Origin of the sequence: Microcystis sp. Msp_OC_L_20101000_S702 (genome assembly GCF_007095705.1) — a bacterium.
In the GTDB taxonomy this organism is placed as follows: domain Bacteria; phylum Cyanobacteriota; class Cyanobacteriia; order Cyanobacteriales; family Microcystaceae; genus Microcystis; species Microcystis ichthyoblabe_A.
In genome coordinates, this window is record NZ_SFBO01000097.1 from 1 (window position 1) to 15125 (window position 15125).

Annotated in this window: 12 protein-coding genes; 3 read left to right on the plus strand and 9 right to left on the minus strand. The window is 40.7% G+C overall.

Annotated elements, in window-relative coordinates:
• Window positions 1–1147: 1147 nt before the first annotated feature.
• Window positions 1148–2185 carry a fatty acid desaturase gene (locus EWV60_RS10670; RefSeq protein ID WP_016514798.1) on the minus strand — a complete coding sequence of 346 codons (1038 nt, stop codon included), beginning with the start codon at window positions 2183–2185 and terminating at the stop codon, window positions 1148–1150.
• Between the two features lie 299 nt (window positions 2186–2484).
• On the opposite strand from EWV60_RS10670, the gene EWV60_RS10675 reads away from it, so the two are divergent.
• Window positions 2485–3525: a DNA cytosine methyltransferase gene (locus EWV60_RS10675; RefSeq protein WP_002737648.1), complete on the plus strand. Its 1041-nt coding sequence runs from the start codon at window positions 2485–2487 to the stop codon at window positions 3523–3525.
• Here the strand turns inward: EWV60_RS10675 and EWV60_RS10680 are convergent.
• The 3 genes from EWV60_RS10680 to EWV60_RS10690 all read right to left on the minus strand — a co-directional run bounded on the left by EWV60_RS10680 (window position 3518) and on the right by EWV60_RS10690 (window position 8677).
• Window positions 3518–4276 (minus strand): HNH endonuclease, encoded by a 759-nt coding sequence (locus EWV60_RS10680; protein WP_287232238.1) that lies wholly within the window; start codon window positions 4274–4276, stop codon window positions 3518–3520. The genes EWV60_RS10675 and EWV60_RS10680 overlap by 8 nt on opposite strands.
• A gap of 237 nt (window positions 4277–4513) precedes the next feature.
• On the minus strand, window positions 4514–5677 hold the full coding sequence (locus EWV60_RS10685; protein WP_016514797.1) for a pyridoxal phosphate-dependent aminotransferase: 1164 nt from the start codon (window positions 5675–5677) through the stop codon (window positions 4514–4516).
• Between the two features lie 246 nt (window positions 5678–5923).
• Window positions 5924–8677, minus strand: coding sequence for a DNA methyltransferase (locus EWV60_RS10690; protein ID WP_287232239.1), 2754 nt, complete (start codon window positions 8675–8677; stop codon window positions 5924–5926).
• 210 nt (window positions 8678–8887) lie between these two features.
• Between EWV60_RS10690 and EWV60_RS10695 the strand changes: the two genes are divergently transcribed.
• On the plus strand, window positions 8888–9355 hold the full coding sequence (locus tag EWV60_RS10695) for a DUF29 domain-containing protein (RefSeq protein ID WP_046662854.1): 468 nt from the start codon (window positions 8888–8890) through the stop codon (window positions 9353–9355).
• A gap of 389 nt (window positions 9356–9744) precedes the next feature.
• On the opposite strand, the gene EWV60_RS10700 is transcribed toward EWV60_RS10695, so the two are convergent.
• The 5 genes from EWV60_RS10700 to era all read right to left on the minus strand — a co-directional run bounded on the left by EWV60_RS10700 (window position 9745) and on the right by era (window position 14306).
• The gene (locus EWV60_RS10700) at window positions 9745–10020 is read right to left on the minus strand and encodes a MoaD/ThiS family protein (protein WP_002735127.1); all 276 of its coding nucleotides are present in this window, start codon (window positions 10018–10020) and stop codon (window positions 9745–9747) included.
• 106 nt (window positions 10021–10126) lie between these two features.
• The gene (gene thrC / locus EWV60_RS10705) at window positions 10127–11431 is read right to left on the minus strand and encodes a threonine synthase (protein WP_002750866.1); all 1305 of its coding nucleotides are present in this window, start codon (window positions 11429–11431) and stop codon (window positions 10127–10129) included.
• A gap of 511 nt (window positions 11432–11942) precedes the next feature.
• Window positions 11943–12488 carry a 16S rRNA (guanine(966)-N(2))-methyltransferase RsmD gene (rsmD, locus tag EWV60_RS10710; protein WP_149106465.1) on the minus strand — a complete coding sequence of 182 codons (546 nt, stop codon included), beginning with the start codon at window positions 12486–12488 and terminating at the stop codon, window positions 11943–11945.
• Window positions 12489–12491: 3 nt separating this feature from the next.
• Window positions 12492–13169, minus strand: a complete 678-nt coding sequence (locus tag EWV60_RS10715) for a uracil-DNA glycosylase family protein (protein ID WP_287232240.1) — start codon at window positions 13167–13169, stop codon at window positions 12492–12494.
• Between the two features lie 180 nt (window positions 13170–13349).
• The gene (gene era / locus EWV60_RS10720) at window positions 13350–14306 is read right to left on the minus strand and encodes a GTPase Era (RefSeq protein WP_287232241.1); all 957 of its coding nucleotides are present in this window, start codon (window positions 14304–14306) and stop codon (window positions 13350–13352) included.
• 35 nt (window positions 14307–14341) lie between these two features.
• On the opposite strand from era, the gene EWV60_RS10725 reads away from it, so the two are divergent.
• Window positions 14342–15109, plus strand: a complete 768-nt coding sequence (locus EWV60_RS10725) for a DUF6816 family protein (protein ID WP_110580364.1) — start codon at window positions 14342–14344, stop codon at window positions 15107–15109.
• Window positions 15110–15125: the final 16 nt, after the last annotated feature.

Genomic DNA, 15125 nt, shown 5'->3' on the forward strand with positions numbered 1-15125 from the left:
TCATAACTGATCCCTTTTTTCTTAGCATAATCTGATAGTTTCATGTGAACTGCAACGTAAACTTGTACTAACCATATTAGCAGTTGTTTGCAGTCATTTGCATATATTTTTTACAAAACCTTACAATACCGGCAGATGTGCATCCGGGCAGTTCCGGACACCAAATTGCCCATTCTTTTGTATCGGGATCGGGTTCAAGTATCACTCGCCATTTCATAGGGACTAAATCCTTAGAGAACTACCCAAGATGATAACAGATGGACTCCACAAGCATAATCAATGCTCAAGCCCGGGATGACTCGATAGTGGTTCACGTTGAAAGTGCCAAGGGTTTATTATGCCCAAAAGCAATATCAGGTGGGGAGCCAATAACCCCAACGCTTTCCCAATAAGCAACTAGCTCTAGCCCTGTTTTAGGAGGATTTTGTAGATAACTCATTCTCTAGCTCTGAAGGTAAATCTAGGCTGATGTTCACGGTATTTCCTCAACGTTCAATGACCTGTCTTTGATTATATCGGAATATATTCAGTTAAACGAAGGGGTAATGAGAATATTTACAGATAACGGTGCTACAAGCTGTAGGACTCGACGAACCTGTGCTGGTTCTAGGCGTTGTCAGATAAAGAGATGAGAAGGCAAATGGCTCTTCTAGGTTCTGTGTGATAAGTTTAACTTACATAGGATTGATCGATCTTTGTGTCCTTTGTGTCTTTGTGGTTCGTTCCACCCCCTCGCTCTTGAGGAATGTATCTTAGAATACATTTTACCCACCAAACCTGGGAGAGCCGGCAAATTAGAAAATTCCCTTAAGCTTCTAATTCATGACCTTAAGTTTAAGGATGTTCCAGTTCCCTACACTTTTGCTTGATTCATCTTTACATCTGACAACGCCTATCCTCTTGCCAGTAGCTGTTGAAAAGCAAAATGATCAAATCCTAGAGAAACGCTTGGATATTTGTTTGATTCTTGGCCAATTCTGCCAATGTCATTCCCTTTGTAAGTCGTTCAATTTCACTGCATCAGCTTAATTCCTTGCCAATAAATCAAATAAAGACAAAGACTTTATCCCCAGTTTTGGCAACTATTCTCGGTGTGAGAGGAGGAGGCAGATTTTGCTGCCGTTTCCTCCTCATAGCTAAGACAGGATCAGTTTTTGCGGTAAAAAATCTTACTGCCTTGGTCACTGACAAAATGACAATTGCGGTAGGACCGCCAGAGAGATCTGAAAATCGGTTCTTTCGAGACGCGATAATAGTCTCCTAAGACGGGACGGATAGCCTCGGTTGCTTCTTGGAGATGATAGTGGGGAATAGTGATAAAAATGTGATGGGCGACGTGAGTACCAATTTGGTGATGGATGGGATTAAAGATGCCATAATCGCGATCGATGGTAGAAAGCGCCCCTTTGAGAAAGTACCAGTCTTGACCGCGATACCAGGGAATATCATCTTCGGTGTGGTGTAGGAATGTCACCAAGTCCAACCAAACCACAAAGACGATATAGGGCATGATGTAGTAGTTAAACAGAAACCAAAAGCCGTAGCTGATACCCACCCCGATTAATAGACCTAACATAAAGGTACAGCAAACGGTGCTAGTCAGTACCTGCCACCGTTCCGAGGGGCGAAAGAGGGGGCTTTCGGGCATAAAATGGGACCCCTGTTTATTAGGGGAACGACGGAAAAGATAAAGGGGATAAACAAATAAAATTAGCTGAAAACGAGCTAATTTTTCGTACCAAGCCATATTGTTATACTGGGTTTCCGTGACGGGATACCAACTTTCATCGGTGTCGATATTGCCGGTATTAGCGTGATGGGTGCGATGACTGATGCGCCAACCGTGGAAAGGTACGAGAATGGGAGTATGACTGAGATGACCGATTAAGTTATTTAACCAACGATAACGGGAAAAGGAACCGTGACCGCAATCGTGACCGACGACAAATAAGGCCCAAAACATGGTTCCCTGCATAAACCAAAAAAGTGGGAAGAACCATGCTTGATTAATCTGGTAAGTTATCCAGTAAAGTAGGGTAATGATGCCAATATCAAAAAAAAAGTAGGCTAAAGAGCGAAAAACGCTTGATTGGAAGCAACGGGCCGGGATAGCTAGACGGATATCCTGTAGGGTAAATGGCAAAAATTCTCTTTTTAGGGCAGGTTTAGGTAGGGTTTGGGACACTAGGTTATAACTTAAGATGGATAACAGGGCAGTATTGACGAAGGCTTGAGTAGCTCAAGTTTTCTGTTTCTCGGTGCGCTATCTTTTCTCTATCTCAGCTAGGAGCAGATAAAACCGAGCGATCGAGCGAATTTCGTCTAACTCACTGGAATTTTATTGTAGGGCTTAATGTAACTTAACAAAAGCCCCTAGGGAAAGTTAATCACATTCTCCCCCTGTCTGTCCATCTGTCCCCCTGGGCATCTAGTACAATAATATCTGAGAAAATAGATAAGACTCTCGGTTATTCAATCAACATTATGAACGAGTTACCTATTCGTCCAGCTAACAAAAATTTTACCCATAGTCGCTTGACTTTTGCCGATTTTTATGCGGGAATTGGTGGCTTTCGTCTCGGTCTTGAACAAATCGGTTGGCAATGTGTTTTTAGCAACGAAAATAACCCAGATTGTGTGAAAACCTACAATCACAATTTTCATGAATCCATGAAACCGCAAGATGTTGAAGCTTTAATTCCTAGCTTACTTCCCGATTTTGAGGTTTTTTGTGGGGGATTTCCCTGTCAGCCATTTTCCAGAGCAGGACAACAAAAAGGTTGGCAAGACAGTCGCGGACTAGCCATTCAGGAAATTCTCAGAATTTGCCATGAAAAAAAGCCTAAAGTTATCTTTCTTGAAAATGTTAGTAATATCCTGCGCTTAAATAAAGGGCAGATATTAAAAGATATATTAATCCAGTTAAAGGAAATAAATTATCTGGCTTTTTATGCAGTTATCGATAGTAAATATTTCCAAATTCCTCAATCAAGACCTCGCTTTTTTTTATTGGCTTTCCGAAAGGATTTAGGAATTAAAAACTTTCAATTTCCCCAACCTTGCCATGCAGAAGTGGGTATTGAAAAAATTATTGTTCCAGGGGATTATTCAATTCCCATATCGGAAAAATGGCAGCAGTATATTGATTATTATGCTGGCAGAATTACTGCCGAACAATTATCTTTTCAACTGCCAAAAACAAGAATAAGTATTGAAAGGGCAAGTGTTAATGTAGATTATGATAATTGTATTTATCAAATGAGATCTAGTGGCATCCGAGCAATTTCTATCCAAAAACCCTTTCCTACTTTTGCGGTTAGTGTTAGCGGTGGTGGTGCCATGATTCCAGTGTATAGCAAGGAAAGAAGACATTTAAGTCTCTTAGAAATAAAAAGATTAATGGGATTTCCCGATGATTATTATTTTCCTGTTTCTCGCACCGCTGCTATTAAACAACTTTCTAACGCTGTCTGTCCCCCAGTCATTAAACATATTGGTATAAATATTACTAAATCACTTAATTAGCTCGATTTAGCCGGTCTTCAATATTTTCTTGACTGGGGAAAATAATCTTAGTTACTTCAGGAAAAGCTAAGACACATTCTGAACATTTATCAGGAGCATAGTTACAAAGATTACAGATTTGCCATTTGCATTTATTACAATAGAAGCAGAGAGCTTGAAAATTGTCATCGGCACTATTTCCACCTTTTTCTACGGGAATCCGATGATCCCAAACTAAACGCACTCGATCCCTAGCATAGGTATTTTGATTGATATTTTCTTTCTTTTTAAGAATTGAGCCACAAAAATTACATTTATTTTTTTGTTGTTCTAAGATATTTCTCTGAATTAGGGATGAGGGAGGTGTTCTAATCGGTGGTTTAGTAGTGGTAAAAAGTCGTTGATGATCGGAACTATCTAAAATATATTTTTGACTGCCTAATCTTTTTTGTCCTGGGGGAGCATGAATAAAATTAAATCCCTCTTCATTCCAAAGTTCGCTAAAGGGTTTATTAGCATCAGCATAGGAATCTTGAATTAAATTTTCAGAAATTTTACCCTTGAGTATAGTTTTTATCTCTTGCAAATTATTGGTCGCATTAGTTAGATAGCTCTCACAACCTTCTCCATACCTAATCAGAGTTAGCAAAGCAGCAATAGTTCTTTTTTTATATAAAATAATTACTCTGTTATCATTAAAGATAATTAAATATCCTTTTCCTTGAGTATTCTTGGTAATTTCCCTAATATCTTCTAACTTGATCCCACTCATCTTAATACCTCTAGAAATTACAGATAATTGGCTGTTAAAAATTGTCAGATGCCCCCCTTATTAAGGGGGGATTAAGGGGGGGACTAAGGGGGGTCGGCACCCCCCTTATCAAGGGGGGCAGGGGGGATCAAAGACAAAATCTATCTTCAATTTAATTGAAACCACTTACTTAATTGGCTGTTAAAACCCGAAAAAAAAGGGCGAACAAAATTCACCCTAACAGATAAAGTAATCATCCTACAAACTGCCGATGAACTGATCAATGCGATCGAATCCTTTTTCAATCGTCTTTAGGTCTGTAGCATAGGAAAGACGAATACAATCATCAGCACCGAAAGCAATACCGGGGATAGCGGCTACTTTTTGGGTTTCGAGGAGTTTCTGACAAAAATCCCGGGATTTTAAACCAGTTTGACTAATATCGATAAACACATAAAAAGCACCGTTGGGAGTAGGACAATTGAGTCCAGGTAGCGATCGCACTCGTTCTAAAATATACTGTCGGCGCTCGCTAAAAGCTTTGACCATTTCCTCGATGCAATCTTGGGGACTCTCTAAAGCAGCGATCGCACCGTACTGGGCAAAAGTGCAGACATTAGAGGTACTATGACCTTGGATCTTAGTCATAGCCTTGACAATTTCCACCGGTCCTGCTATGTAACCGACGCGCCACCCCGTCATCGAGAAAGCTTTAGCAAAACCATTACTAATAATACTGCGCTGAAAGATTTCCGGACCAAAAGAAGCGATACTGCGGTGAATTGCGCCATCATAGAGGATTTTCTCGTAAATTTCATCGGAAACCACTAAAATATCCTTTTCAACCACAATTTTTGCTAAAGCTGCGATTTCTTCGGGAGTATAGACAATACCGGTGGGATTAGAGGGAGAATTGAGAACAAATAATTTAGTTTTCGGTGTAATTGCCGCTTCTAGCTGTTCGGGGGTGATTTTATACTGATTCTCTAGGCTAGTGTTGACTATAACCGATGTTCCTCCCGCTAACGTCACCATTTCAGGATAACTCAACCAGTAGGGTGCGGGAATAATTACTTCGTCCCCCGCTTCAATTAACGCCATGATTAGATTGTAGAGAGACTGTTTACCCCCATTGGTAACGATGACATTATCGGCATTGTATGCTAGTTGATTATCCCGCAGCAATTTCTCGGCGATGGCTTTTCTTAACCCCGCTTCCCCGGCAGCCGGTCCGTAGCGAGTTTTTCCCTCATCGAGGGCCTTTTTCGCGGCAGCTCTGATGTGAGTGGGTGTGTCGAAATCTGGCTCCCCGGCGCTAAAACTACAGACATCTTCGCCGTTTTTCTTCATTTCCTTGGCCAGAGAGTCGATAGCTAGGGTAAGGGAGGGGGTGACTTGATTGACTCGTGACGCTAGTTTCATAGTATTTTACCCTGACAGGGCTTTTCTGATGACCTACACAACCTTTAGTATTGTCCATCACCCCGATTGTTCTGGGTGTTTTTTTATATAATCTCCGGAATTGCGGCGCTTAGGGATGGGTGTGGGGTGATGGGGTGTGGGGTGTGGGGTGTGGGGTGTGGGGTGTGGGGTGATGGGGAGAATAAATAAAAATAATCTCCTTTTGCCTATTGCCTATTGCCTTTTGCCTGTTGCCTTTTGTCTTCGTTATTGAGGATTTTTTCTTTTCGGGGGTTTTTGTTTGCTGGTAGGGAGTAGGGGAGCGGTTAATTTTTCGTAGAGTTCAAAGAGGTATTCAATACGGTTTAATTCACTGGTAAAGGGTTGGGGACGATAACACAAATCAACAGCTTTGTCAAGTTTTTGGTGAGCTTTGAGCAAGTCGGGAGGCATAGTTAAAGGATCGTATAAATCCGCAAGGCTACTATCGGGATATTTTACCCTTGTATCTAGCACAGCTTGAGCGCAAGTTTCAACGGTTTGTTTTTGTTTGTCGGTGATATTTTCTGGAAAGGGGTAGTTATTATAAATAATATCTTTTGAGTAACGATAATCACTTTTTAATCTGCCACACACATATTTAACCCATGCCATGTGCATTTCTGAAGTTAAAATACCAAATAAATATAGATTGGCATTAGGAATTAATAAAACTTGATCATTACCAATCACATTTTTATTCATAAAACCTATCGGAATATATTTTCTTCTTTCAGATGAGACACGGGGAACAAGTAAATAATTAGTATCAGGTTGTGCTATTTGACAGAATAGAGTAGGTGTCGCCGCAAATTTACGAGTAGCAGCAGCTTTACTTTTTAATCTAAAATTTTTAACCCTATCTACTCTTTTGATGACTTCTGGTAATGTCTTTAATTCCCTGGGAGAAATATCAACTAACCATAGACAGTAGCGACTATAACCATTAATAAATTCTTGCGCTCCTGTATAAGGTTTAATCCATTTTTCTGCCTTCGGCTCTAATTTAAAAAATTCTTCTTTTTCTGGTTCTGTAAAAATAAAATTACCACCATCTCTTGGCATACTACCAAAACGCATTAATGGAACATTAGATAAGGGAAAACTTCGGTTATTAATAATGATGTCACTTCCATCAACCAAATAAGGATTAATATTATTCGACTGAACAACTAATGATTCACCTTGAATATCTTCATAATCAAATAGGATTTTAGTTGTTATATTAAAACTTCCAAAGCCAATAATAACACAATGAACTGCAGCGTTTCCTTTTGCTTCATTACTCCATTTAAAAGTACGATGGGCAAAATGAATTTTTAAATGATATTTTTGAAAAAGAATATTCCAAAGTAAGGCAACTTGCTCCCCTTGAGATATAGAATTTGTGGAAACAAAAGCAACCCTGATTCTATTGCCCTGAATTATTTGAGCAGCCTTAATATACCATGCACACACATAATCTAAAACGCCTATTCCTTTCTCACCGTCGAAAACATAAGCCATATCATTCCTTTGCTCATCATTCATAATCATCGCACCAACAAAAGGAGGATTCCCTAAAATAAAATTGAGCTTCTCTTTTGATACAATTTCCTCCCAATCAATCCGCAAGGCATTTCCATGAACAATTTTCGCCGCTTTCTTTAATGGTAAACGCACAAAATATTGACCAAAAGTATTACTAACTTTAATATTCATCTGATGATCAATTAACCACATTGCCACCTCAGCCACCCTCACCGCAAACTCATCGTATTCAATACCCGCAAACTGATTGACATCTACCTGAATAATGGTACTAATATCTGTTACTAACTGCCCCGTTTTATCTAACTCCTGTAATACCAAAATCTCTAAATCTCGTAACTCCCGATAGGTAATAATTAAAAAGTTGCCGCAACCACAGGCAGGATCAAGAAAATATAAATTAGCAATCTTTTTCTGAAATTCTAGTAATTTATTGCGATTGCCTTTAACCTTCTCAAATTCTCTGTGTAAATCATCTAAAAATAACGGTTTAATCACCTTTTGAATATTTTTCTCGGAGGTATAATGCGCCCCTAAATTGCGTCGCTCTTTTGGATTCATTACCGCTTGAAACATAGAGCCAAAAATAGCAGGGGAAATTTTTCCCCAATCAAAAGCACAAGCTTCTAATAACATGACTCGCATCTTGCTATCAAAAGCCGCTAGGGGTAATGACTCCTCAAATAACTTGCCATTTATGTAGGGAAATTGAGTTAAATTCTCATCGAGATTTTTTAATCTTTTTTCTTCTGGTGTATTCAAAACCTGAAAAATAGCATCAATGTGCATCGCCAAATCACTGCCATCTTCCTTGGTATGTAGATCAATATATTCCCAGAAAATACCCTTGTTAAAAATACCCGTATCATCGGCAAATAAACAAAATAATAAACGCACTAGATAAACTTCTAAATTATGCCCCATATAACCAATTTCTTTGAGGCAATCATGAAGTTTTCCCATTAACTCGGCAGCTTGAATATTGACGGGATCTTCGTCTTTATAAACTCGCTTTTCGTAACCAGCAATAAAATCAAATAAATGAACGTTATCAACAAAATTACTTAATTCAAATTCCCATTGATTGCCCGAATCTAAATCATATAATTTAAACCGTTGAAAATCCGATACTAAAATATAATGCGGTAACTCATGTTCCTTTAAATTGGGAAAATAATCCTTAGCCTGTTGTGTGGCTTTTTCTAAATCTTTCCCCTTCGATTTATGCTCAACTAAAATCGTTCCTTTCCAGAGTAAATCAATGAAACCCTGTTTATTATCGGCTTTTTTTATCGGTTGCTCAAAACTGGCTACCCTACGCCGTGAAATGCCAAAGACATGAAAAAACTCATTCCAAAAAGACTGAGATTCTGCTTTTTCTGAAGTCCCTCCTTCCCACTCTTTTTGAAAAGCGATGGCGCGATTTTTTATTTCATTCCAACTTAAAGGCATAGTTTTAACTCCTTATCTTTCGCCGGTTTGCTCAAAGATAGTAGAAAATGGTGTAGGGAGCCAGATGCAGTCAGCAAGGGATACAGATAGTTTCCATTTTAGGTGATTTTTTGGTAAACTACAAGGGAAGCTAGAAATTAGTAACGCCTTGAGAATTGTAGCCGCTTAGTTACCAATCTAGTTATTGACTCGAAGGAACAACTTATTGCTATGTCCAAAACTCTCTACGAACAAGATTTTCAAGTATGGCTCGCAACAACAATTAGCCACCTACAGAAGCGGGAATTTGCTGCGCTGGATACTGATAACTTAATTGAGGAGTTAACCGAGTTGGGAAAATCGGAAAAAAGAACTTTAGAAAGTAATTTGATGATTCTTTTAGCTCATTTGCTCAAATTAAAAGTACAGCAGGACGCACCGCCATCAATGAAGGATAGCTGGTATTGTTCTATTATTGAGCATCGCCAGCGAATTGAGAAAAACTTACGCAATACACCTTCCCTGAAATCCTATCTAGAAACTGCTATCGAGGAAGCTTATCCAGATGCTCGTCAAGTGGCAATTAAGGAAGGGAAACTTGCTCAATTTGGTGTTCGGATTCCCCCAGAAAATGATTATCCTCAAATTTGTCCTTTCTTGCCAGAGCAAATCTTAGATGAGAACTTCTATGGCAATTGACCAAATGTGTCTCAGCTTATAATAATATGAACAACCACAAAGGCACAAAGGACACAAAGATTAGGTTTTTCTGGCAACCCTAACTAGGGTTTGCTGAATAAGTAGGGGCGAAGCATTCGGATAGAAAATCTACCTTTTCACCGATAGGTTATTGTCCGAATGCTTCGCCCCTACAGGACGCGGACCGATGAAGACGCAAGGTTTTGAACGACGATTCTCTCAAAATCTTGCACCTGTGGGAGCGAGAAAAGCCCCAAAACCTTTACTTTGCCTACATTTCAAATTTATTCAGCAAACCCTAACTAAAACTTACCTGAAGAAAAGCCCCCAGAAAACATCACTTTCTAGGGGTTTAATTACAATTGACGGAAAACAAACTTATGGGGAGGTTAACCTCCAGCCACCGCAGGAACGATACTGACTTCATCGCCATCTTTTAAGGGAGTTTTTGTCCCATCGAGGAAGCGAATATCTTCACTGTTGACGTAGAAATTTAAAAAGCGCCGGGGTGCGCCCTCTTCATCGCATAAGCGGGCCTTAATACCGGGGAAACTTGCTTCTAAGGATTCGATTAAATCACCGACACTACTAGCACTACACTCGATGGTAGCCTTATTTTCTGTAAATTTTTGCAGGGGAGTAGGAATGAGAACTTTTACGGCCATAGATATCAAGGAAAAAGTGGAAAGGACAGTAAGCTGCGCGCAAATTTAAATTGCTTGTGGAGATGAGGCAAGGGGATAATCGCCCCATCATCCCCGAACATCAATTCTAGACGAGAACCTGTTGCCATTCGAGGCGTTCGAGGGTGCGGGAACGTTCCAGGGCCCGTTCAAAGCTTTCTAATTTCGGTTCGATTAACAGGGGTTCACCGATATAACCCTGTACCGCTTCTTGGGTTTTTAGACCATTACCGGTGATATAAACAACTGTGGTTTCTTCAGGGTCGATTTTACCCGCTTCCACTAATTTTTTCAAGACGGCGATGGTTGTACCGCCTGCGGTTTCCGTGAAAATGCCTTCCGTTTCTGCCAAAAGTTTAATACCTTCGATAATTTCGGCATCGGTGACGGATTCAATATTACCGCCGGTTTTACGCGCAATATCAAGGGCATAAACACCATCGGCGGGATTACCAATAGCGATCGATTTGGCGATAGTATTGGGTTTAACTGGGGCGACAAAATCCCGTCCTTCCTTGAAAGCTTGGGCAATGGGGGAACAACCCTCCGCTTGAGCGCCACTAAAACGCACTGCTTTATCTGCCACCAAACCGACTTTGACGAATTCTTGGAAGCCTTTATAAATCTTGGTAAAGAGGGAACCACTGGCTAAAGGTGCGACAATATGGTCGGGGAGTTTCCAGCCTAATTGTTCAGCCACCTCAAAGCCTAAAGTTTTGGAACCTTCGGAATAGTAGGGACGCAGATTGATGTTGACAAAACCCCAACCGTAGGTATTGCCCACTTCTGAACAGAGACGGTTAACTTGATCGTAGTTGCCTTTAACTGCCATTACCGTGGGATTATAGATTAGGGTGCCAAGAATTTTACCCGCTTCTAAGTCGGAGGGAATGAAAACACAACAGTCTAAACCGGCGTGAGCAGCAATAGCGGCGGTGGAATTGGCGAGATTTCCCGTACTAGCACAGGAAACGGTAGTAAAACCTAATTCTTTGGCCCGGGTAAGGGCGACGGATACCACTCTATCTTTGAAGCTGAGAGTGGGCATATTGACGGCATCATTTTTAATGTAGAGATTTTTTAGACCCAAGCGCCGGGCTAAACGGTGGGATTTAACTAGGGGAGTCATACCCGTACCCACATCGATAGGATTTTCACTTTCCACCGGCAAAAAGGAACGATAGCGCCAGATGGAATTGGGACCTGCTTGAATGCTTTCTCTGGTAACGGTACGACGGATGAGGTCGTAATCGTAGTCCACTTCTAGGGGGGCAAAGGTTTCTTCGCAGATATTCAGCGCTTTCAGAGGGTAAGAAGTCCCTCCTTCCTTAGAAACCAAGCGGGTAAAGGTGGGGATGAATTTTGAGGTTTTGATGTTTGTCGCTAGGGTCATGATTTTCCTGTCTTGCCGTCAACTGAATCTACACACATCCTATCACCGGCAAAATCTTGGTGTCAAATATACCCGATAAAAATAGTCGGGTATAAATTTATACCAAAAATAGGTGATATTCTGGGGAGCAGCAAGGGTTAAGGGGAGATGGTTAAGCTGCCGTGTCAGGAAACTTCGGGGTAGTTTTAGGTCAAAAAAAGGACTAGGAGAAGGGATTTAAGTTTTTTAGGAGGTCACAGCCTATTTACTGCAAATTTTATCGAAATAAACCCTAATTTTCCTTTAAATAGCTTAAATAGGGGGCGATTAACTGCGGTTGTCAGAAAGTTTCTCGCTTTACTCAGGATGATTGTCAAGAAAAGTGACAAATTATGTGATTTTGTTGAGAAATAATAATTTTTCTAGGCTGCCCAATAAAATTGACTATTTTCAGCAGGAGTCAGGAGATTGCTTTTATTTATTCTCCCCACACCCCACACCCCACACCCTACACCCTCTTTCAAGTCAGTGGTCAGGAGATAACTGCTTTTTGATAAAAAGTTAACGTAGTATTGCCGTAGCGTTTTTGACGACAAATGGTTAAACCTTCTAGATTAATTGCTTGCCAAGATTTGGGATTATGTTCCACGGCAATTTCCCCCAGAGAATCTAATAAATTAGATTGAGAGATGGCAGTTAGTACCGGTAAATATAACCCGCTTTCGTAGGGAGGGTCAAAATAAATTAAATCAAAACTTTTCCCCGCTAAAGTGGCTAACTTTGTCAGCACATCTCCCCGAATTACTTGGAATTGCTGGGGAGAAGTTGCTAAATTGCGCCAATTTTCCTTGATAATTTCGCCAGCGCGTCCTGATTGTTCAATTCCGATTACTAGACTCGCACCTCGACATAAAGCTTCCGCACCCATGGAACCATTACCCGCACAAAGATCCAACCAACGACAGCCAGATAATTTATGTTGCCAGATATTAAATAAAGCTTCTCGGACCCTTGCTGTCGTCGGACGGGTTAATTGTCCTGCTAGGGTTTTTATGGGACGATTGCCGTAAATTCTCATTAGTTAAAAGGCAAATTCAGTTAATCTTTTTTGTAATAAATCAGGAAAAAGAGCATAGTATCTTTGATTGAGAGGAGAGGGATGGGGGAGAGGCAATAAAGTCACTTCCTTTTGCTGTTTTAATCCATCTTCATCAGTAGCGGTAAGGGTAACTAGGAGTTTTTTTGTAAAGCGTTCTTTATCAAGATAGAATTTATCTACTTCTCTGGGTTTACCGTAGGGTTCAAACCATTTAAAAGCTTCCGTGCCAAGGGGAATGATATGATCACCTTGCCAATAAAAAACGAGCAGTTTTTCTATAAATGGACGAAAACGATCTTTCACTTCCCCAGAATAAGCTTTATTACCAGGCGGTTTGTAGGGAACTGTATTAGTTAGGAAAATTCGATCGCACACCGATAATAACTCTTGACGATCATGAGATTTTCTCCCCTGCCAAGCTTGAAAAAATCCCTCTCTTACCATTCTACCGGCAGCCCCGATCAAAGGTTGTCCTGCATACACTTCATCTCGTCCTAAATCCCGGCCAAAAAAGCATAACTGACTAGCAAGATTACCAGCATATAAAACCGGTTCAAAGGGGTCTTTTTTTGCCTCTTGGTAAATCAGGGTATCGATGGGAAAATCCTCTTTTTTTGCCTCTTGGTGTACCTGTTTAATTAGGGTTTTAATATCGGTCATTTCAGTTATCAGTTATCAGTTATCAGTTATCAGATGTGAGTTTTCAGTTATCAGATGTGAGTTTTCAGTTCAGTGATTACTGTTTACTGTTTACTGGACGGCTACGCCGTGCCTTTGGCAACACTGAAAAAAGCTTCTCCCCACACCCTACACCCCACACCCCACACCCTACAACCCAATTCACTCCTCGGTGCGATAGCCAAATTCTGCTAACAGTGAGCGAGATTGTCGCCATTTCGGTTCTACCTTCACAAATAATTTTAAATATACCTCCCCGGCGATTAACTTTTGAATAGCCGATCGAGCGGAAGAGCCGATCGCTTTTAACATACTGCCATTTTTACCGATGACGATCCCTTTTTGGGAAGCTCGTTCCACATTGATGGCGGCAAAAACCTTGGTTAAAGCGGGAGTTTCCTCGACGCGTTCAATCACCACCGCCACAGAATGGGGAATTTCCTGACGGGTTTGCAGTAAAATCTGTTCGCGGATTAATTCGCCCATAATAAACCTTTCCGGCTGATCGGTGACTAAATCGGGGGGATAGTAATAGGGACCGACTTCGAGGGAATCAATTAACAGATTTTGTAATTCTTCGATTCCCGTCCCCTCCAGTGCCGAAAACTTGAGCAGAGGCCAGTTATTTTCCGCCGCTAAGGTGCGATAACTATCGTCGATAGGCTCCGGGGCTTCCGGTTGCTGATCGGCTTTATTTAGCCCTAAAATCGTGGGAGTTTGGTTTTTAGTCAGTAAATCGGCAATATAGCGATCGCCATTGCCCAAAAAATTACTACTATCGACAACAAATAAAACTAAATCTACAGAATTTATGGCGTTTTCGGCATTTTTAACTAAAACTTTGCCTAATTCGTGATGGGGTTTGTGAATGCCGGGGGTATCGACAAAAATCATCTGGGAGCGCTCGTCGGTGACAATGCCACGTAAACGGTTGCGGGTAGTTTGAGCGATGGGGGAAGTAATGGCGATTTTTTGTCCCACTAATTGATTCATCAGGGTAGATTTGCCCACATTAGGACGACCAATAATGCCAATAAAACCGGATTTAAAACCAGTGGGTGCGATGGGAATTACTGCCGAATCGAGATTAAAGGCGTGGGAGTTGATAAAATCGTTCATAATTAAAGAATATTACTTAAAAAATGTTTTTACCCATGCAAAGGATAATTTTGTTCTTGTTAGTATTAATTCTAGGCTGTAGTAACCATTTAGAATTATCTATAGCGGGAAATTTAAGCGATCGCTTAACTAATTATCCTCGCTGGATGACTAAACCAGTGGTTAGTTTTGCCAGTGGAGATTTAGTTTATCCCGATTGGATGGTGGGCAGTTGGACTGTCACCAGTACCCTAATCGATTTAACCGCTCCTCTTTCTCCCCAGATTATCACACCCGGTTTTGAAAGTAATCGTCGTTACCTAGAAAAATCGATCGAGTTTCCGGTGAGATTCATCGAGAAAGCTATTTCCAGACCGATAAATGCTGCCTTTTTATCCACTATTATCAGTAAACCATCAATTGTGGCCGATCGATCCTTTAATGGTTTAGCAATTAGTCGCGCCTACTTAGGTAATCAATCGGTATTATCCGTAAAAACTGACCCTAATAATCCCAATCGTCAGATTACCTTTTTACGGGGCGCTCATCAACTAATTTCCACGGTAATTGCCAGAAATAGCGAAACTCCTAGCCAAAATCAATTTATTGCCACGGAAATCAGTCAACAAATTTTCCGGGGAGAAACCAACACTTATCTTAATGAGGTGGAAACCACCACCGCCTATCAGTTATTATCTCCTAATAAAATTCTAGGCGATCAGGTGACAGCCATTTATCTTTCCCCCCAATCCCCGGATTTTTTCCAAGCGCCGAATCGTCCTGTGGCTTTGTATCGTTATCGCTTAGAATTGCTGAAAGATTAATAGAAATCCTGTAAAA